The sequence below is a fragment of the Mesorhizobium sp. M00.F.Ca.ET.216.01.1.1 genome (assembly GCF_004010325.2).
Classification (GTDB): Bacteria; Pseudomonadota; Alphaproteobacteria; order Rhizobiales; family Rhizobiaceae; genus Mesorhizobium.
Window position 1 is genome coordinate 33,516 of record NZ_SADR02000032.1, and the last position, 18,630, is coordinate 52,145.

An 18,630-nucleotide genomic window follows, 5' to 3' on the forward strand; every position below is an offset into this window, starting at 1 on the left:
GATCCGCTTTATTAGCTCGTGCTGATTAATTTTCTGCGAATGACGGCGGTGCGACCGAGCGTTGCCCGCTCCGGCCGGTGCGCCTTCCAATTGGCTTGACCATATCCTCCCGGGGAGGATATGAAGTTAGCATGTCAGAAGGTATTCACACGTCGCACCCCACCATCGTGAAACGCTTGAAGCGTGCGCAGGGCCACCTCGCGGCAGTGCTGTCCATGTTCGAGGCGCACCGTCCCTGTGTTGACCTGGCGCAGCAGCTCCATGCCGTGGAAAGCGCCATCAGCAGTGCAAAGCGCGAGCTGATCCACGATCACATCGAGCATTGCCTGACCGACACCGCCGAACCGGGTGGTCGCCGCGATTCCCTGGCAGAACTCAAGCAGCTGGCGAAATACCTATGAGCAGTCTTGGGTTGCGCGTTCTCGACTGGTTTGGCTTCGGCTTGCACGATCATGGCGCGCACGGTCATCACCATCACCATAGCAGCGGGCCGCATGGCCATACCCACGGCGTCATCGATGCGACCATAGCGACGACCGACCGCGGCATTTGGGCCATCAAATGGTCATTCGTCATCCTGGCGATCACGGCGGCACTGCAAATGGTCGTGGTCTTTCTCTCGGGCAGCGTGGCGCTACTCGCCGACACGATCCACAACATCGGCGATGCTACCACCGCCATTCCGCTGTGGATCGCGTTCATGCTGGCCCGGCGCAAGCCGTCGCCGACCTTCACCTACGGCCTCGGCCGGGTCGAGGACCTGGCCGGCATGGTGATCGTTCTGATCATCCTGTTCAGCGCCGTCGTCGCCGGCTATCAGGCCATCGATCGTTTGATGAATCACCAGACGGTGACGCATCTTGGCTGGCTCACGGCGGCAGGCATTATCGGCTTTCTCGGCAATGAGGCGGTCGCGGTATTCCGCATCCGTGTCGGCCGCGAAATCAACAGTGCGGCGCTGATCGCCGATGGCTACCACGCCCGCACCGACGGCCTCACCAGCCTTGCCGTGGTCATCGGCGCTGCCGGCGTCTGGCTGGGTTTTCCGTTGGCTGACCCGATCGTCGGTCTGCTGATCACGATCGCCATCTTCGGCATCGTCTGGCAGTCGGCGCGCTCGGTGCTCACCCGCATGCTGGACGGGATAGAACCCGGCGTGATCGCCGAAATCGAGCATGCCGCCGCGCATGTGCCGGGAGCCCATATTGTCGACGCCAGGGCGCGCTGGATCGGTCACCAGTTGCACGCCGACATTGCCATTGCCGCAGACGAAACCTTGCCGCTCTCCGAGGCGAACAAGATCATGGCGGCAATCGAAGACGAGCTGTTCGAACACCTGCCGGCCTTGGCGGCGGCAAACGTGCGGTTTTCGACTGAGCGTGACGGGCACGATCATCCTCATGACCACGGCCACGGAGAGTTTCACGATCAGCGTCACCAGCGCGATGAGCCGGGCAATCCTTGACAGAGACCGGAGATCAAACCAGCATGAGAGCAGGGGTTTAATCGCGACGACCCCGTGAGGCGTCAGCCCAATGTTCGCGTCCAAGCTCTCTTTTTGAGGCGGACGCCATGCCGTCACCCGTCACAGCCCAAAGACCGATGGATGCTTTGCACGATCCGAAGCGGAGATTTGCGCTTCTGCCTCCCGGGGCCGGCCCGGCTGCTGGTTATCTGCTGGCTTCCAGAGGATTGCGGGCGTTTGGCGACGGCCTCGTCAGTCTTCTGCTTCCCGCCTATTTGGCAGCACTCGGCTTCAGCGCTTTTGAGATCGGAAGCGTCGCCACCGCAACGCTCGCGGGTTCGGCGGCGCTCACCTTGGCAGTCGGGTTTGTCGCGCACCATTTCTCCCGCCGCTCTCTGCTGATCGCAGCCGCCGTGCTGATGGTCGCCACGGGAGTCGCCTTCGCGCTGGCCACGGATTTCTGGCCGCTGCTCCTGATTGCATTCGTCGGAACGTTGAACCCATCCTCTGGCGACGTAAGTGTGTTTCTGCCGTTGGAGCACGCGCAACTGGCCCATAGCGTCACGGATCGCGACCGCACTGCACTCTTTGCCCGCTACAGCCTCGTTGGTTCACTCGTTGGGGCTGTCGGGGCTTTGGCGGCCGGCGCACCCGACTTCCTCCGACAGGTTGTCGGCCTGGAGATCAAGCAGGCTCTCCAGACTGCCTTTCTGCTCTATGCTTTCCTGGGAGTGGGAGCGTTGCTCCTGTATCGGCGGCTGCCGGACGAGTCTGTTGGGGCGAGCGCAGCGCCAGCAGAGCCATTGCGCAAGTCTCGAACTATCGTACTCACACTGGCCGCACTTTTCAGCCTTGACGCTTTTGCCGGTGGCTTCGTAGTCCAGTCGTTGTTGGCTCTGTGGCTGTACCAACGCTTTGGCCTGTCCCTTGCTACGACGGGCGCGATTTTCTTCTGCACGGGCGTACTTTCAGCCCTGTCATATTTGGTGGCTGTTCAAGTTTCAAAGCGGATCGGGTTGGTGAACACCATGGTGTTCACTCACCTCCCGTCGAGCCTTTGCTTGCTGCTCATTCCCTTTATGACGAGCCTCGGTCCAGTCATTGTACTTCTGCTGATCAGGAGCGCGTTGTCGCAGATGGACGTACCGACCCGCACCTCATACGTAATGGCGGTCGTGACGCCTGGTGAGCGCGCCGCAGCTGCGAGCGTTACCGCAGTCCCGCGAAGCCTCGCGTCGGCGGCTAGTCCAATGCTTGCCGGCTCGTTGCTTGCTGTTTCCGGTTTTGGCTGGCCGCTGCTCATCGCCGGCGCCTTGAAGATCGTCTACGATATCCTCCTGCTTGCAATGTTTCATAAGGTGCGTCCGCCCGAGGAACGTCGGGATGAGCGCGGCTTGACTTGATTGTCCGTTCCGAAGCCGAGCAGGGTCGCCATCATGTTTCAAACGCTTATCGAGTTTCAACGCACGATCTACCTCGCGCTCGCCGAGCAGATCAAACTGCTTTCGGACGGGGGCGGCTGGCTGGCGTTCACGGCCTTCCTGCCCATGGGCGTCGTCTTTGGTGCTGCCCACGCATTGACGCCAGGACACAGCAAGGCCGTCCTGGCGACGTATCTAGCGGGTTCGGAGGTAGAGGTTTCGCGCGGCCTCCTCTTCTCTATCACACTGTCCATAACCCATGTGACGATGGCGGTGCTGATTGCCGCCCTGTCCTTGCCGCTCGTATCGCTTGCCTTGGGCAGCGTCGGACGCGCGCCGCTGCTGGAGGATATCAGCCGCGCGCTTCTCGGCCTCATCGGCCTGTGGATGGTATGGCGCGCGCTAGGCCACGGCCATCACCACAGGCACGAGGGCGAGGCCGTCGGCGTCATGGCCGGCTTGATCCCATGCCCGCTGACGCTGTTCGCGATGACTTTCGCGATATCCAGAGGCGTGCCGGCCGCGGGCATTCTGTTTGCCATCACCATGATGGTCGGCGTGGCGCTGACGCTGTCCTGCGTCGCGGTGTTGTCGATCCTGTTTCGCGAACGGCTGGTGCATTTTTTCGACAGCCGGCCAAAGCTGTTCGAAACCGCTTCCCGAACCATCGAGGGCGCCGCCGGGCTGGTGCTTGCCTGCGTTGCTGTTTTGCAGATTGCATCGGCCTGAAGGTCGTGCGCCGCCGCAAGCCGGCATGTCGTCCCATCACTCGACCTTTTGCCGGAACTTCGAATGACAGCTCGAGCAATCCTGCAGGATGAGATGCAGCAGGTGCTCCGCCGGTAGCTTGGCGGGATCGGCTTCCGCCGCCCCCGATCGCTTGCCGAGCAGGCTGCCGCCGCCCATCATCAGGCCGGATCCCATCCTCATGTCGTCGGTGATGCCGGCCGGCGCCCGCTCGGCCTTGGCGGCCAGAACGCCGGACAGCGTGCCGATGTGGCGGGCGAGAGCCTCGAATTCCGGGCGGGCGTACTCGATCTCTGGCTTGGCGCCTGAAGGCGCGCCCAATGTCGTGCTAGGAAATTCGGCGATCAGGGCAGGGCCGGTGCGAGCGCGCAGGGTCTTGGCCGCCGCCTTGAAGGCAACGACGTCATAGGCCAGCTTGCCGTCGAACATGCCGGCGATGATTTTCGCGGCTGCCGCCATTTCCTTCATCGAGGCCTGGCGTGTGGTGACGATGGCATCGCCGGCAGCTGCGGCCAACGCGGAGGTACAGGCAAGCGCCAGCATCGCGCTAGTGGCGGCTCGCTTCACTGCACCATGCCTTCTCCCGCCAGTTCGTCGATGATCGGGCAGGCCGGCCTGTCGTCGCCGTGGCAGTGCTCGACCAGATGATGCAGCAGATGACGCAATCCCATAAGTTCGGCGACCTTGCGGTCAATCTCTGCCAGCTTGGCTTCGGCAATGGCCTTGACGTCGGCGCTCTCACGCTCCTTGTCGTGATAGAGCGACAGCAGCTGGCGGCATTCGTCGACCGAAAATCCCAGGCTGCGCGAGCGCTGCAGGAAGCGCAGCCGATGGATATCGGCGACCGAATAATCGCGATAGCCATTGTGCGTCCGCGCCGGACGCACGAGGCCGATGTCCTCGTAATAGCGGATGGTCTTGGACGGCAGGCCGGATTTCTCGGATGCGATGCCGATGTTCATGATCGAAATCTCCTTGGTCAGAAGGGGAAGTAAACCTTCCTGTCGCTGGAAGGTCAACCTGATATGGCAATTCTGGATATCCGCCGCAAGCGTCCGACGGGTTCGGCGCGGTTAGTGAATCCGGCAGCTATGCCTGTACGTCGACGATGCCCATCATGCCGAGTTGCTCGTGCTCCAGGATGTGGCAGTGATACATGCGTGGCCCCGGCCGCTCCTGCCGCAGCAACAGCCGCACCGTCTCGCCGCGCGCCACGTTGACGGTGTCCTTCCAGGCCAGATAGGGCGCTTTCGAGACCTGGCCGTCGCGTTCGCGCTCGACCACCTGGAACTGCGTGCCATGCACGTGGAACGGATGGTCCATGTCCGCCTTGTTGACGATCTCCCACAGCTCGATCTCGCCTGCTTTCGCGACGATATCGACGCGGTTCATGTCGAAGGCGGCGCCGTTGATCAGGAAGCCCATTTCCATGTCGGTCGCGCCCATCGTCATCGTCTCGGTGAACACGAAGCGCCGGTTGACGCTCGGGCTGTCGAGTTGCGCGATCGACCTGAGCTTTTCCGGCAGTGGCGGGACCAGCTCGGCGGGCGTCTCGGAGACATTGACCGTCAGCAGTGTCAGACCTGTATCGGCAGGGCGGCCTGCGCCCATCCAGCCGCGGTCGTAATCGAGCGTGTAAAGTGTGGCGGGGCCGGGTTTGTCGAATGACACGACCAGTTCCAGGCGCTCCGCCGGGCTGAGCAGGATGTCGTCGGCCGCCACCGGCGCCTCCAGCAGGCCGCCGTCGGTACCGATGATCGTCATCGGCGCGCCGTCGAAAGAGAGCCGCAAAAAACGTGCGTTGGTGGCATTGTAGAGCCGGAAGCGCCGCCTCGTACCAAAGGGGACCGTGAGCGCTGGATTCTTCTGTCCGTTGACCAGCACATGGTCGCCGACGCGCCCGTTCATCAGGTCGACCATAGTACTGTCGGGCATGGTGCCGTCTGCGGCGAGCCGAAGGTCGGTGAACACCAGCACGGTATCGCCATACTCGGCCGGAATGGGATCGGCCTTCGGCTTAACCAGGAACGCGCCGGCGAGGCCGCGATAAACCTGCTCGGCCGTCTTGCCGTGCGGATGCGGATGGTACCAGTAGGAGCCGGCGCTGCCTTCGGGCAGCTCGAAGCTGTAGCTGCGCTCGCTGCCCGCCGCCACCGGGTCCATCGGATTGCCGTCCTGGTCGGCCGGCACCGGCATGCCGTGCCAGTGGATGGTGCTCGCCTCGTGGGGAATCCGGTTGGCGAAAGTGATCTCGACGCGGTCGCCCTCGGTCGCCTCGATCAGCGGACCTGGGCTCATGCCGTTATAGCCGAGGATCGGCGTGTCGATCCCTTCCGCAAAGCGCGCTGTGGCAGGCTCGGCCGTTAGCTTCGCCTTGAGCAGACCGGGAGTGTTGGCTTCGTTGGCCAGCAACGGCAGCTCGCGCAGCGCCTCGCCTTCGGGCAGCGTGGCCGCACCCTGCGGCGCTGCGCCCATGTCATGGCCTGCGTGACCGCCCATGCCGGGCATGTTGTCCATCTTCATCTGAGCGGCGGCGCGCCGGTTCACAAGAACGGTGGCAAGGCCAGCAGCCAGAAAACCACGTCGATGCATCTGTTGTCTCCTGCGCCACGGTCGCACCGGCCGGAGGTGCGCCATGACGCTAGCTAAGGCTTCTAGTAACTGGAAGGTCAAGTGCTGTCCAAAATATTGGCGCAGAGTCCGGCGGCGGATCATTGCTGCGCCGGCCGCGTTCATCGGCGGCGGTTTGGTATAACCTGCCATCTGATTGAATAGCGCAAGAGACCGCATCATGCTCGTGCAGCGCTTGGACTGCTGCTTTACGTTTCCGCACGCCGCCGTCCATCGGTATTGATGGATAGGTTAGACTTCCCGCGCGCTTGCGTGCGACCTGGTGGCTCGATCGGGGCGCGAGGCCGCCGCCTGCGCAGGCTGATGCGATGTTCATGCGCCTGGCGACCAATGGAATAGCCGCATCCTGGATCTCGGGAAGAAATCAGTTTTCAGAAGCGTTTACTGAACTGACACGCTCAAAACCTGGTGTCCGACACCCACAGAGCAAAGCCCTCCGGCGGTGGCCTCACGGTACACCGTGCACGACGCCGAGGAGACAGAAATATGCCCGCCAAAGCCTACATCAACCGGATCGCGACAGCGGTTCCGGACCACGAGGTTCATCAATTCTACCTGCGTTTTGCCGCCTCCATGCTCGCCGCTGATCGTCGAAGGATTTTCGAACGCATGGCCGATCTTGCCGGCATAGAGCACCGCTATTCCTGCTTTGCACCCGCCCTCGACCCCGAAGGACCGTCTGCCGATCTTGCCGGGACCTTCGTCCGCGGCGCGTTTCCCGGAACCGCTGTGAGAATGGCGATGTTCGGCGATGCCGCACCTGTCCTGGCGCAAAAAGGCGTCGATGGACTGCAGCTCGGCGATGACGTCTCCCGCATCACCCATCTCATCGTCACCACCTGCACCGGCTTTTCAGCGCCGGGCATCGATTTCGACCTGATTGCACGCTGCGGCCTGCCCGACAGGGTCGAACGCACGATGATCGGCTTCATGGGTTGCTACGCCGCGATCAACGGACTCAAGCTTGCCCACCACATCGTCCGCTCCGACCCGAAGGCCAGGGTGCTCCTGGTCAATATCGAGCTTTGCACGATGCATCTGCGGGAAACCAGCGAGCTGGAAAAGCTGCTGTCGTTCTGCCTCTGGGGCGATGGCTGTGCGGCCGCGCTGATCACCGCCGAGCCGTCCGGCATCGAGCTCGATAGCTTTCACTGTATCGTTGCACAGGAGCGGCGGGATCTGATGAGCTGGAGCATTCGCGACCACGGTTTCGAAATGGTCCTTTCCGGCCAGGTCCCGGCGGCGATTTCCGAGGCGTTGCGGAAAAACCAGGACGCCATCCTCGGCGGCCGGCCGGCGGAAGCGATCGACCTTTGGGCCGTGCACCCGGGTGGACGTTCGGTGCTCGACGCCGTCGAACGTACGCTGGGACTCGCGCCCACGGCGCTGGCGCCATCGCGCGAGGTATTGCGCCGATACGGAAACATGTCGTCCGCGACCGTCATGTTCGTGATGAAAGAAATGCTGAAGGCGCCTCCAGGCCTGCTTGGCTGCGGCATGTCGTTCGGACCCGGATTGACGGCCGAAACCATGCTGTTTCGAACCGTGTCATGAGCGGCCTGGAGCACCGCCAGCTGGTGCCCGAAATCCTCGACGGACTTGCCGCCGGCGATCCGCGAGCGCTTGCCTCGCGCCGCGACCTCCGCCGCATCAATGCGCTGATGTTTCAGGCGAATGTCATGGCTTCGCTGCTCAGGAAATTCGTGCCAAAGCCGCCGCGCCGCATCCTGGAGATCGGCGCCGGCGACGGCTCCTTCATGCTCGCGGTGGCCCGGCGCATGGCCGGACAGTGGTCTGAGGTCGAGCTGGTGATGCTCGACCGGGTCGACCTCGTCACCGCGGAGTTGCGCAGTGATTTTGACAGGCTGGGGTGGACGATCGAAGGCATCACCGCCGATGTCTTCGATTGGGCGGAGGCGGCCGAGGACGAGCGCTTCGACGCGATCACCGTCAATCTGTTCCTGCATCATTTCGATGATGCGCAGCTCGTGCGGCTGTTTACGCTGATGATGCCGAAGGCCCCGTTGCTCTTGGCGACAGAGCCACTGCGGGCGAAGCTGGCGCTGACTGCTGCCCGTCTGCTGCCGGCAATCGGCGCCAACGACGTTACGCGCAACGATGCCGCCCAGAGCGTGCGCGCCGGCTTTCGCGGCAGCGAGCTTTCCGATCTCTGGCGGGCAGTGAACGGCAAGCCGATCGAGGAGCGGCGCGCCGGCCTTTTCTGCCACGTCTTCGTCGGCGCCAGCGCCAGCGCCGATACTGGTTTGATATCCCCATGACGCGACTATCGACCCATGACGCGATCATCATAGGCGCCGGCCCTGCCGGCACATCCGTCGCACTGACGCTGGCCCGGCGCGGATGGGCGGTGGCGATTGTCGAAAAGAGCGAATTCCCGCGCCGCAAGGTCTGCGGTGAATACATCTCGGCAAGCAATCTTGCGCTTCTCGACCGGCTGGAGATCGGCGATGCCTGGCGCGCCAGTGCCGGCCCCGAAATCCGCCGTGTCGGCTTCTTTTCCGGCGAGGCCTGCGTCGAGGCGCCAATGCCTCACGCAAAAGAAGGGCCGAGCAGAAAGGACGGCTTCGGCCGGGCACTGGGCCGCGACATTCTCGACCTTCTGCTTTTGCAGGCGGCGAGATCGGCGGGCGCCGAAATCTTCCAGCCCTGCCGCGCCGTCGCCATCGAGCCGGATGGCGACATGCAAATGGTGGAAATTCAGGCCAAGGACGAACAGGAAACGACGATGTTGCGCGCGCCGGTGATCGTTGCCGCACACGGCTCCTGGGAGCCGGGAGCGCTGCCCAGCCAGCTCGCAAAGACCAACCGCCCGTCGGACCTGCTCGGCTTCAAGGCGCATTTCATCGGGTCATCGCTGGCGCCCGATCTGATGCCTCTGCTGGCGTTTCCCGGCGGCTATGGCGGCATGGTCTGGGCGGATCACGGCCGGTTGTCGGTCTCGTGCTGCATCCGGCGCGATATGCTGGCGCGGCTGCGCAAGCACTACGGCCACGATGGCCACATACACAATAGCCCCGAACACCATAGTTATGTGTCGGCCGCAGATGCGGTCGTTCGCCAACTCATGGAATCGTGCCGGGGCGTCAGCGATGCCCTGGAAGCAGCCCAGCTCAAAGGTTCATGGCTTGCCGCCGGTCCGATCCGGCCGGGAATCCGCTCCTGCTACCAACGGGATATCTTCCGCGTCGGCAATGCAGCCGGAGAGTCACATCCGGTCATTGCCGAGGGCATCTCGATGGCGCTTCAGTCCGGCTGGCTGCTGGCTTGCGAACTGGCAGATGCGCCACGCGGCCGGGCAGGGCGCGAGGCTGCCGCCAGACGCTACGAGGCGGCCTGGAGGCATCTGTTTTCAACGCGGGTCCACGCCGCTGCAGTCATCGCCAAAATTGCCCTTCGCCCCGGCAGCGCAGCCTTGATGCGCGCGACGGTCCGGAACTTCCCGCAGGTGCTGACACTGGGCGCGCAACTGAGCGGCAAGACAAAGCCGGTTCCTGGTTTCGCCTGACGGGGCGGGATCGGCGCATCGCCTTCAATCCAGCCAGCTTCGCCTGCATTTGCCGTTCGAATTATATATAGCCATTTGGCTATGCAAAATGCATCCAGTCTCGACCGAACCTTTCACGCTTTGGCCGACGCGACCCGCCGTTCGATGATTCAGGCGCTTGCTCGAGGCGAGGCCAGAAGTGCTGGCGAACTCGGCCGCCAATTTCGCTCCGCCCAGCCGACGATCTCGAAGCATCTGAAAGTGCTGGAAAAGGCCGGGCTTGTCGAGCGCGCCATTGACGGGCGCGTCCATCAGTTCAGGCTGCGCCGGGAGCCTCTGCAGGATGCGCAAGGATGGATCGCGCGTCATCAAGCGTTCTGGACGGGTGCGGTCGAGCTGCTCGATCGCCTTTTATCGGAGGCAGCAGGCGATGACCGCCGGTAAAACCGTTGCCGAAGTGCGCAGGCGTTTCAGCGCCGCGCCCGAGAAAGTGTTCGCCGCCTTTGCCGACGCCTACCTGGTCGGAAGGTGGCTGAAGCCGGCACCGGAAATCACGCTTACCGTCTTGCAGTTCGACTTTCACATCGGCGGTGCCTATCGCTTCGCCTACCAGCCTCCGCTAGGAGAAGCTGTCATCGTCGGTGGCGCTTTTCTATCGATCGAGCAACCTGCGAAGATCGTCTTTTCGTGGGTCATCGAGCCGCCAGACGAGCATGCAGGCATCGCATCCGAGGTGACGGCGATCATCACACCGGATGGCGCAGGTAGTGAACTCGTCATCCGCCATGAGAAGCTCATGCGCAGCGACGCAATCGCGCGTCACGCCCAGGGCTGGCGTGGTGCTCTGGACCATCTGGCCGCGTTGCTCGAAGCACAGGGAGTTACGGCATGACCGCTGACGAGCTTGCCACAAGCGTGCGTGCCGCCCTCGCGGGCGCCGGTGATATCCGCGAAGTCAAGATGTTCGGCGGGACAGGTTTCATGCTGAACGGCAACATGGTCGCGGGTGCGTCCCGGCGCGGTCTGTTGGTTCGCGTCGGCAAGGACCGCCAGCACGGAGCGCTTGCTTGGCCCGGGGCGCATCCGATGGAGATGAGGGGCAGGATGATGGACGGCTACATCTACGTCGATCCTCCGGCGCTAACCGATGAAGCAGTAGGCAGGTGGCTGCAGACGGCGATCGCCTTCGTGCAAACCCTGCCGCCAAAGCTGCCCGGCGAGAAGCCGGCGCAGACGAAAGGAAAACGCAAATGACACGATTTTTCCTTGCTGTTCTTGCCTATGTCGTGCCGACGTTCGCGCTCGGCTTTGTCTGGCATCTGGTCCTTTTCGAGCGCTACTACGCCGAGCTTGCGATCTATCGCAGCGACATCATCATCCCGTTTGGTTTCCTGTCGATGCTGATCCAAGCGGTCCTCTTCGCCTGGATCTACGAACAGGCATTTGCGCGGCGGAGCGGTACATTGCTGTCGCGCGGACTGACCTACGTAGCCTTCGGCGCCGTTCTGTCGTGGAGCTTCACCACGCTCGCCGTCGCCGCAAAGAACGTGATGGCATCGGTTCCGGACTACCTTGCGATCGAGACGGCATTCACGGTCGTGCAATGGTTGCTCGTCGGGCCGCTCACCGCCTATGCCTTCGGTCGACCGTCTCAGCGGGACGAGCAAGCCGGGGAGTTCAAGGCCTGACCGTGTCTGCCCCTTCAGGTTCGCAGGTATTTGACCAGCGCTGCAATCGCGAGCCAAAAGGGTCGCATTCGTCAGCCATGGCAAGCGCCGTCGCAGCAGGACGCGACCTGTCCTGCCGCACGCGCCTCCTGGACCGGCGGACACGGCACATCGCCGTAGGAGCAGAAGACGCAACAGTCCCCTGCCTTCGGCCGAAGCAATGTCCCGCAGCCCTTGCAATCGTAGAAGAACCGGCAGGCATCGGTAGGCATCACTTCGGAAACCCGATGTCCGCAGTGGGGACAGGTAAGGATGGACGTGAGTTGCGTCGCGCCGATCATGATGTGTCTGAAATCCAGGCGGCGCGCTTTTCGTAAAGACCGCGCTTGCCCGACTTGAGCTCGGCGAGCGACTGTCGCAGGACGACGATCGCGCCCTGGAGGGCCAAGCCAGCCATGATGGCTGCCACGATGATGTCCGGCCAGCCGGCGCCGGTACCGAAAACACCCAGCGCGGCCAACAGCACCGCCAGATTGCCGAGCACGTCGTTGCGGGTGCAAATCCATGCCGAGCGCATGTTGGCGTCACCGCCCCTGTAGGCCCACAGTAGCCCGAACGAGGTCGCGTTGGCCAGCAGCGCTGCAAGCCCGACCGCGCCCATGGTAGAAGCTTCCGGCAGCGTTGCATGCATTGCCTGCCAGATGGTGACAGCGATCACCCAGAGGCCGAAGATGCCCATGGTTGCGCCTTTGGCAAACGCCGCCACGGCGCAATGCCGCAAAGCCATGCCAACTACGAACAGGCTGATGGCATAATTGCCGGCGTCGCCCAGGAAGTCGAGAGCGTCAGCCTGGAGCGAGGCGGATCCCGCCGCGACGCCGGCGCCGATCTCGACCGCAAACATTGCCGCGTTGATACCCAGTACCGTCCAGAGAACGCGCCGATATGATGCGTCTTCCTGCGACGGCTCGTGCTCCAGTCTGCAACATTCCGCGCCCATTGCGACCTCCGTGCTTCCACAAGCATACAGGAGTTCCAGATCGGATGCGAACGGGGCGAGCAGCGCGCATCATCCCGCAACATGGGCATAAGCCCATTTCCCCGGGGCTGCCCTTTGGTCAAAATTACGGGGCAGGACATCACCTCGCCCGACTTACGGACTTGCTCTGCCCTGATACAGGTAGCCCATCATCCGCGGTGCTTTCGGCACATAGCTGTTTTCAAGCGCCGTGATCGAAAATCCCGCTGTCTCGATCAGGTTGCTGATCGGCCGGTTGAGGCGACAGCCACCGGCAATCGGCCTCCAGAAGGGTGTCAGCCGGTTCTGCCATTTGCGTACGCTTTCTTCGGGCGCCAGGCCGTGCTCGACGAACAGAAGCTGCCCGCCGGGCCTTAGCACTCGACGCATCTCCTCAAGTGCGGGGATCGCATGCGGAATGGTGCAGAGCGTCCAGGTCGTCACCACGGTGTCGATGCTTCCTCGCTCAAGCGGGATCGCCTCGGCCGAGCCCTCGATGAAAGTCACCGGCGAGGGTGACTCCCTTGCCACGCCTCGCGCCATCTCGATCAGCCGCGATGATGGCTCGAGGCCCATGACCTCTCGCACCTGCGGGCCGTAGAAGGGCAGATTGAGGCCCGAGCCGATGCCGATCTCCAGCACGCGGCCCTCGGCCGCGGCAGCAGTGCGTTCCCGGTACGGCACAAGCTGCGCGTTGCGCATCGCCAGATTGATAAGATGCGGCAGGATGTAGTCCTGATAGAAGCTCATGGCGTGGCTCCCTTCGGTTCATCGGGGGAGGCAGCGGGTCGTGCATCAGTTGCGTTACCACTGGTCATGATCCGGCAGCATCTCAATGACACGGGGTATTCGCAGACTTTCCCTGCTGGCAGCCTAAGACCATGTAGGGCTTCGTATCCGCTGGACCACGCCGGCCGCATCGCTGGATGCGCTATTTCTTCGGCGCTTCAAACAATTCGATCGGGTTTCCTGCCGGATCATCGAGCAGGATCTGCTTGCCGCCCACACCCTGCACGATGTCGTTGCGGAAATGCGCTCCGGCTTTGCGCAAGGCGGCGACTTCCGCCTCGAGATCGGCGACCTCGACCTGGATCCGGTTCCAGCCGCCGGGCTCGGGCTTGCGGCCGTCCGGCATCGGCTGCGATGCTCCGCCAGGCCCGGTCGTTGCGTTCATGAGCAGACGGAGATCGCCCTTGGATAAAATCACGAAACTCGCCGCGGGATGTGCGGCGACGGAAAAGCCGAGATGCTTCGTATAGAAGCTGATCGCCGCATCCACGTCGTCGACGATGTAACGCACGCTGACAGTCATGACATTCCTCCATGCGGGCCTGGCCGGACGGATCTGCTGATGTTCCTTTGCCCCCGGCGCAGGCTTCCGTATTCGATTATCGTCATCGGGAACCGATTCTGTTCGGGGAACGTTCGTTCGTCAATTATGGCCGATGTGGCCAGTTCCCTTCCGCGTCTAGAGAGCCAAAGGTACCGCCATGGCCGTATCGCGAGGATGGCGAGGATGGCTTGGACCGGCATCGCCGGCGCTCACCTTCGTGCTGACGATGGGCGTCGTCAACCTGTTCGGCGACATCACCTATGAAGGCGGCGCCAGCATCAATGGTCCGTTCATGGGTGCCTTGGGGGCGAGTGCCGCAATCATCAGCATAACCGCCGGCGCCGGGGAGTTCCTCGGCTACGCACTGCGCTCCGTTGCCGGCTACGTCGCCGACCGCAGCGGAAAGTACTGGCTCGTCACCTTCATCGGCTACGCCATCAACCTCCTGGCCGTGCCGGCCATGGCCCTGGCCGGCAGCTGGCAAGCGGCGGCGGCTTTGATCCTTGCCGAGCGTATCGGCCGCGCGATGCGCAAGCCGACGGTCGAGGCGATGCTGTCCTACACCACCGGCGAACTCGGCAGAGGCTGGGCCTATGCGGTCAACACCGCGCTCGACGAGATCGGCGCGACGGTCGGGCCGCTCGTCATTGCACTGGTCCTTCTGTTGAACGGCGACTACCGCACGGGCTATGCCCTGCTGTCGATCTCGGCCGTGCTGGCGCTCGCCTCGCTCACTGTCGCCCGGATCAGGTACCCGCTTCCGTCTCGCCTCGAACAGGGTCGCACCGCCGAGGCAAAAGGGTTCACGGCAGCCTACTGGTTCTACATGCTCGCCGGTGCCTGTTTTGCGGCCGGCTTGATGAGCTTCGAGCTGATCTCGTACCACCTCTCCGTCAGCAAGACGGTGCCCGACCACTGGATCCCGGTTTTCCTAGCCATCGCCACCGGCTTCGGCGTGATCGTGAGCCTCGTCCTTGGCCGGCTGTACGACCGTGTTGGGCTGCCTGTCGTGCTGGTCGCGGTCGTTCTGTCGTCCGGCTTCTCGCCGCTCGTCTTCCTCGGCGGCTTCCAAGTCGCTCTCGCGGGCATGCTGCTGTGGGGAATTGGCTACGCGACGCAGGATACGCTGCTAAAGGCCGTGGTCGCCGGCGAACTGCCTGAGGGGCAGAGAAACCTCGCTTTCGGCCTGTTTTATGCCGGCTACGGCGTCGGCTGGCTGATCGGCAGCATAGCGACAGGGCTGCTCTATGAGCGCTCGTTAGTTGGGCTCATTGTCTTTGCGGTCGCCGCGCAGCTCGCCTCGCTGCCGGCCTTCGTCTTGGCGGGGCGGCAAGGCAGAGCGACTGCGCGATCCTGACGCCATCGCTCAACCCGCGAGCGACGGAGCCCGGCAACCGAGGGCGGAATGCCCGCAGATATCGAGGGCTACTCGCCGGAATGGTCGGCTACGAAACGAAAACCCCGGCGCGAGGCCGGGGCTGTTGGCGCCGATAAAGGCGATGATACCGGTGCGTCTCAGTCGATGAAGGTTATCAGCGTATTGGGCCGGTAGGTGTCCATGGTCGCTCCGTTACGATCCTCATCGAACAACGACATGCTGCCGAAGCTGGCGCGCAGGCCGATCACGAATTTCTGGGTGTCGCGGTCTTCGAATGCGTCGATCTTTGTCCGCTCGAATTGATAGCGTCCAAAAACAGACCACGGCGTATCATCGAACCGGTACATGGCCTGAACGGCGGCGCCGTATATGTCCACGGTGTTCCCGAACGGGAGGTCCGTTCGGTCGAAGATGAGCTCGGCATCCAGGCGAAGATTTTTCTGGACGAAAAAGCGCGCGATACCGCGGACACCCCATTCGTCGAGACGAAAGGTATTGATGTGGAACTTGCCGTAATAGGCTTGGCCGTAAAGAGTCAAATTGCCGAAATAGACCTGGGCTTCCGGACCGACCGTATAGTCGTACATGGTCGGGCCGTTGCTGCCGCTGCCGTAGGACTTGTAGGTGGCGAAAGCGCCGGCCGCAAAGCTGTCGGGATCGCGATAATAGCCATGGATCGCGGTGCCGATGCCATCCAGATAAAGGCTGTCGTCCCAGACGCGGTCGTAAGTGAGGTCGCCTTGCAGGTTCCAGCGCCCGGCAACCGGAATGTTGACGCGGCCGGCGCCACCGGCAGCCCAGAACGTGTCGTCCTCATCGGAAAAGCTAAGTCCGCCAAGGTAGAGTTCGCCGTAGCCGGAGATGTGCGGCGTGGCCACTGTCTCTTCTGCGATCGGCTGCAAGATATCCGCCGCGTAGGCAGACGTCGCCACGATCAATGACGCGACGACAATTGGAAAACGCTGCATGTGACCCCAAGCATTTCGGATATCGATGCAGCTAACACGCGGCGGGTAATAAAAGTAAAAAGAAATGAGCGTGGCCGGTCGGCTTGCCCGATTGCAGCCGTGGTGAAGCATTTCTGCAACGAAATCCTGTCTTTGGCTGTGTAAAATCAAAGTGCTACAGCGTCCTTACGCGCGCCCAAAAGCACGCGCGGCGCTGTAGTACAGAAAGCATCACGCCCCGTTGAACTTGTTCCGCACGGACCAGAATTTGCGGCCGAAAGAAAATCGGCGCGCCGTATATGGAGCGCGGGCACAGGATGTCGGGCTTTTCCCCTTTTGTAGCCCTCGGTAGACCCTTGCCTTACAAAAGCCCAAAGCGTCATTTGATTGACTCAGCAGCCAAAAAGGCAGCAAAGTCGTAGTCGGAGAGCAAATTTTGCCAAATTGATAGTCGGGGAGGGTGCTTTTTTCGGAATGACCGTCGCCAAATCGGCGACCGGTAGAGGGATTGGTTAACCAACTTTGTCCATCTTTTGAATCAATCGGCAACAGACGCGAAGTGTGCTGGGGGCACGGCGAACTGTGATCGTAACGGATGCGAGCACCGCACGCCGGCAAGCCGATTGAGAGTGGTTGAATGGCGTTTGTGAGTGCGAAATTCCGGGGGGACAGTCCTGCTGTTGGATTGACTTCGATGAGACCCGGCCTGCGCTGGGTCGCGGTTCCCGTTGTCGGCGTTGCGATCGCCCTGTGGTCGGTGGCGACCATGGCCGGGCTTCATTCGGTGGGAACATCGCTCACCGCTGCGTCCAACGGTCTGCCGCAAGGCCTGCTCGCGCCGCGCACTATCGCGCTTGCCGATCCCCAACGCACACTGGCGAGATCGCCGTTGGCGCCGTCGCTGATGGCCGGAAGCCGGCCGCACCAGGCCGCGTTGCTGCTCAATCGGTGTGATGCCGGCTGCCAGCGCGCGGCATCGAGCTTCGCCCGTGACGGCAAGATGGCGCGGCTCAAGCCGGCGCTGCACCCGGACAGTGTAGCACTTGTGACTTCGCGCCAGTCGCGCTTCGACGGCGTGGTGGCGAAAGCAGAACTGTCGCCGCAAAAGCTGGCCGCCGCCTTTGCCAACGCCTCTTCCCACCCCTTTGGCCATGCTTCTGGCGCTCCCTTCATGCTTGCCAGTCTTCCGGCGGCCGCCCGCTTTGCCGAACCGGTGCGCCTGCCCGACCGGAACGGCCCGGCCTCGGTGCGCTTCGGGCCGGAGGTCGCGGAGATCGAACGCTCGTCGCGCTTGGCGCTGGCGCTGGCGAATGCATTGCCTGAAGAAACCGTCGACATGCTGTCGCCGCCGCCCTCGGTTGCACTGGCGACGGCCGACCCTCAGCAAGAGCCGCAACAGGCTGAGATTCAGATGGCCTCACTGCCGCAGCAGGACGACATGCCAGACAGCGCCCCGGTGCCGAACTGGCGTCCGCAGGCGGAAGTCGACCAGCCAGCGGAGGCCCCACAGGTCGAGGCGCCAAAGGTCCAGGCACCCCAGGTCCAGGTGCCCAAGTCGCAGGCGGCCAGGGCGAAGGCAAGTCAGACCCAGTCGGGCCAGACCCAGTCAGGCCAAACCCAGCCAGGCCAGACCCAGTCAGGCAAGCCCGCTGATGCCCCGTCGGCCGAGGCGCCCCAAGGGACTTTGTCGCTTCGCAGCGCCTCGCAAGCGGCTATGCCTGGCAAACCGGGCAAGCGGCCGAAGGCGCAGGCCGAAGAGGTGCTGGCCTATGCCAAGCCCGACATGCCTGAGCGCGGGCTTGGCGGCGCCTTCAAGAACCTGTTCAACAGGCCCTCCCTGGGTAATGGCGTCGCCGTCTACGACATCTCGGCAAAGACCGTCTATTTGCCTGACGGCTCGCGCCTGGAGGCGCATTCAGGATACGGTTCGATGGTCGACCAGCCGCGCTACGTCGACCGCAAGAACGTCGGCCCGACGCCGCCCAACACTTACGACCTGAGGCTGCGCGAATCGCGCTTCCACGGCGTCGAGGCGATCCGGCTCACCCCTGTCGACGGCAAAAACAAATATGGCCGCGACGGCCTGCTTGCGCACACCTACATGCTGCGCGGCGGCCGTGCCGAGTCCAATGGTTGCCTCGTCTTCAAGGACTATGCCCGCTTTCTCGCCGCCTACAAGAAGGGCAAGATCAAGCGCCTGGTCGTGGTGCCGCGCCTGTCGAAGCCGCTGACGCGGGTCGCCCAGGAAGGGCGCGGCGCCTAGGTCGTTTCGAGGCGACGGCAGAAAGAACCCGTTCTGTAGCGATCATTCGCGCCCCCTCTGTCCTGCCGGACATCTCCCCCACTTGGGGGGAGATTGGCCGTCACCGCCGCTTTCGCCAATCGCAAAGCTTGCAAGAGGAGCGCTGCCGCCCCAGCTGCCAATCTCCCCCCAAAGTGGGGGAGATGTCCGGCAGGACAGAGGGGGGCGCTGTCCCGCCGACATCGGAATTTGACCGGAACAACGTTGAGCTCTGCC

21 protein-coding genes are annotated in these 18,630 nt (G+C 63.0%); 13 read left to right on the forward strand and 8 right to left on the reverse strand.

Features of this window, described 5'->3' with window-relative positions; translation table 11 throughout:
- Nucleotides 1–131: 131 nt before the first annotated feature.
- From EN859_RS30365 to EN859_RS30380, 4 genes are all read left to right on the forward strand, one after another.
- A complete protein-coding gene (locus tag EN859_RS30365) occupies nt 132–401 on the forward strand; it encodes a metal-sensing transcriptional repressor (protein WP_127856607.1) in 270 nt (89 codons plus the stop codon).
- Nucleotides 398–1,465 (forward strand): cation diffusion facilitator family transporter, encoded by a 1,068-nt coding sequence (locus EN859_RS30370; protein ID WP_127856608.1) that lies wholly within the window; start codon nt 398–400, stop codon nt 1,463–1,465. Before EN859_RS30365 ends, EN859_RS30370 begins: the two co-directional genes overlap by 4 nt.
- 107 nt (nt 1,466–1,572) lie before the next feature.
- Nucleotides 1,573–2,868, forward strand: a complete 1,296-nt coding sequence (locus EN859_RS30375) for an MFS transporter (RefSeq protein ID WP_245525783.1) — start codon at nt 1,573–1,575, stop codon at nt 2,866–2,868.
- A gap of 33 nt (nt 2,869–2,901) precedes the next feature.
- Nucleotides 2,902–3,615 (forward strand): ABC transporter permease, encoded by a 714-nt coding sequence (locus EN859_RS30380; protein WP_127856609.1) that lies wholly within the window; start codon nt 2,902–2,904, stop codon nt 3,613–3,615.
- 36 nt (nt 3,616–3,651) lie between these two features.
- On the opposite strand, the gene EN859_RS30385 is transcribed toward EN859_RS30380, so the two are convergent.
- The 3 genes from EN859_RS30385 to EN859_RS30395 form a co-directional block, all read right to left on the reverse strand.
- On the reverse strand, nt 3,652–4,200 hold the full coding sequence (locus EN859_RS30385) for a cytochrome c (protein WP_245525784.1): 549 nt from the start codon (nt 4,198–4,200) through the stop codon (nt 3,652–3,654).
- On the reverse strand, nt 4,197–4,595 hold the full coding sequence (gene cueR / locus EN859_RS30390; protein ID WP_127856610.1) for a Cu(I)-responsive transcriptional regulator: 399 nt from the start codon (nt 4,593–4,595) through the stop codon (nt 4,197–4,199). The genes EN859_RS30385 and cueR overlap by 4 nt, the downstream gene beginning before the upstream one ends.
- Nucleotides 4,596–4,722: 127 nt before the next feature.
- Entirely contained in the window at nt 4,723–6,225 is a 1,503-nt protein-coding gene (locus EN859_RS30395) for a multicopper oxidase family protein (RefSeq protein WP_127856611.1), read from the reverse strand.
- Between the two features lie 525 nt (nt 6,226–6,750).
- On the opposite strand from EN859_RS30395, the gene EN859_RS30400 reads away from it, so the two are divergent.
- The 7 genes from EN859_RS30400 (at nt 6,751) to EN859_RS30430 (ending at nt 11,457) form a co-directional block, all read left to right on the forward strand.
- On the forward strand, nt 6,751–7,818 hold the full coding sequence (locus EN859_RS30400) for a type III polyketide synthase (RefSeq protein WP_127856612.1): 1,068 nt from the start codon (nt 6,751–6,753) through the stop codon (nt 7,816–7,818).
- Nucleotides 7,815–8,543 carry a methyltransferase domain-containing protein gene (locus tag EN859_RS30405; RefSeq protein ID WP_127856613.1) on the forward strand — a complete coding sequence of 243 codons (729 nt, stop codon included), beginning with the start codon at nt 7,815–7,817 and terminating at the stop codon, nt 8,541–8,543. Before EN859_RS30400 ends, EN859_RS30405 begins: the two co-directional genes overlap by 4 nt.
- Nucleotides 8,540–9,790: an NAD(P)/FAD-dependent oxidoreductase gene (locus tag EN859_RS30410; RefSeq protein WP_127856614.1), complete on the forward strand. Its 1,251-nt coding sequence runs from the start codon at nt 8,540–8,542 to the stop codon at nt 9,788–9,790. Before EN859_RS30405 ends, EN859_RS30410 begins: the two co-directional genes overlap by 4 nt.
- An 81-nt stretch (nt 9,791–9,871) precedes the next feature.
- Nucleotides 9,872–10,213, forward strand: coding sequence for a metalloregulator ArsR/SmtB family transcription factor (locus tag EN859_RS30415; protein ID WP_127856615.1), 342 nt, complete (start codon nt 9,872–9,874; stop codon nt 10,211–10,213).
- Nucleotides 10,200–10,661, forward strand: coding sequence for an SRPBCC domain-containing protein (locus EN859_RS30420; protein WP_189502336.1), 462 nt, complete (start codon nt 10,200–10,202; stop codon nt 10,659–10,661). Before EN859_RS30415 ends, EN859_RS30420 begins: the two co-directional genes overlap by 14 nt.
- Entirely contained in the window at nt 10,658–11,023 is a 366-nt protein-coding gene (locus EN859_RS30425) for a TfoX/Sxy family protein (protein WP_127856617.1), read from the forward strand. Before EN859_RS30420 ends, EN859_RS30425 begins: the two co-directional genes overlap by 4 nt.
- The gene (locus EN859_RS30430) at nt 11,020–11,457 is read left to right on the forward strand and encodes a hypothetical protein (protein WP_127856618.1); all 438 of its coding nucleotides are present in this window, start codon (nt 11,020–11,022) and stop codon (nt 11,455–11,457) included. Before EN859_RS30425 ends, EN859_RS30430 begins: the two co-directional genes overlap by 4 nt.
- 71 nt (nt 11,458–11,528) lie before the next feature.
- Here EN859_RS30430 and EN859_RS39735 read toward each other — a convergent pair whose 3' ends face one another.
- From EN859_RS39735 to EN859_RS30450, 4 genes are all read right to left on the reverse strand, one after another.
- On the reverse strand, nt 11,529–11,777 hold the full coding sequence (locus tag EN859_RS39735; RefSeq protein WP_127856619.1) for a GDCCVxC domain-containing (seleno)protein: 249 nt from the start codon (nt 11,775–11,777) through the stop codon (nt 11,529–11,531).
- Entirely contained in the window at nt 11,774–12,436 is a 663-nt protein-coding gene (locus EN859_RS30440) for a cation transporter (protein WP_127856620.1), read from the reverse strand. The genes EN859_RS39735 and EN859_RS30440 overlap by 4 nt, the downstream gene beginning before the upstream one ends.
- Before the next feature lie 153 nt (nt 12,437–12,589).
- On the reverse strand, nt 12,590–13,204 hold the full coding sequence (locus tag EN859_RS30445) for a class I SAM-dependent methyltransferase (protein ID WP_127856621.1): 615 nt from the start codon (nt 13,202–13,204) through the stop codon (nt 12,590–12,592).
- Between the two features lie 181 nt (nt 13,205–13,385).
- Nucleotides 13,386–13,766 (reverse strand): VOC family protein, encoded by a 381-nt coding sequence (locus EN859_RS30450; protein WP_127856622.1) that lies wholly within the window; start codon nt 13,764–13,766, stop codon nt 13,386–13,388.
- Between the two features lie 178 nt (nt 13,767–13,944).
- On the opposite strand from EN859_RS30450, the gene EN859_RS30455 reads away from it, so the two are divergent.
- Entirely contained in the window at nt 13,945–15,144 is a 1,200-nt protein-coding gene (locus tag EN859_RS30455; RefSeq protein WP_189502339.1) for an MFS transporter, read from the forward strand.
- 158 nt (nt 15,145–15,302) lie between these two features.
- Here EN859_RS30455 and EN859_RS30460 read toward each other — a convergent pair whose 3' ends face one another.
- Nucleotides 15,303–16,244, reverse strand: coding sequence for a hypothetical protein (locus tag EN859_RS30460; protein ID WP_135913560.1), 942 nt, complete (start codon nt 16,242–16,244; stop codon nt 15,303–15,305).
- A gap of 562 nt (nt 16,245–16,806) precedes the next feature.
- On the opposite strand from EN859_RS30460, the gene EN859_RS30465 reads away from it, so the two are divergent.
- A complete protein-coding gene (locus tag EN859_RS30465; RefSeq protein ID WP_127856624.1) occupies nt 16,807–18,375 on the forward strand; it encodes a DUF2778 domain-containing protein in 1,569 nt (522 codons plus the stop codon).
- Nucleotides 18,376–18,630 lie beyond the last annotated feature (255 nt).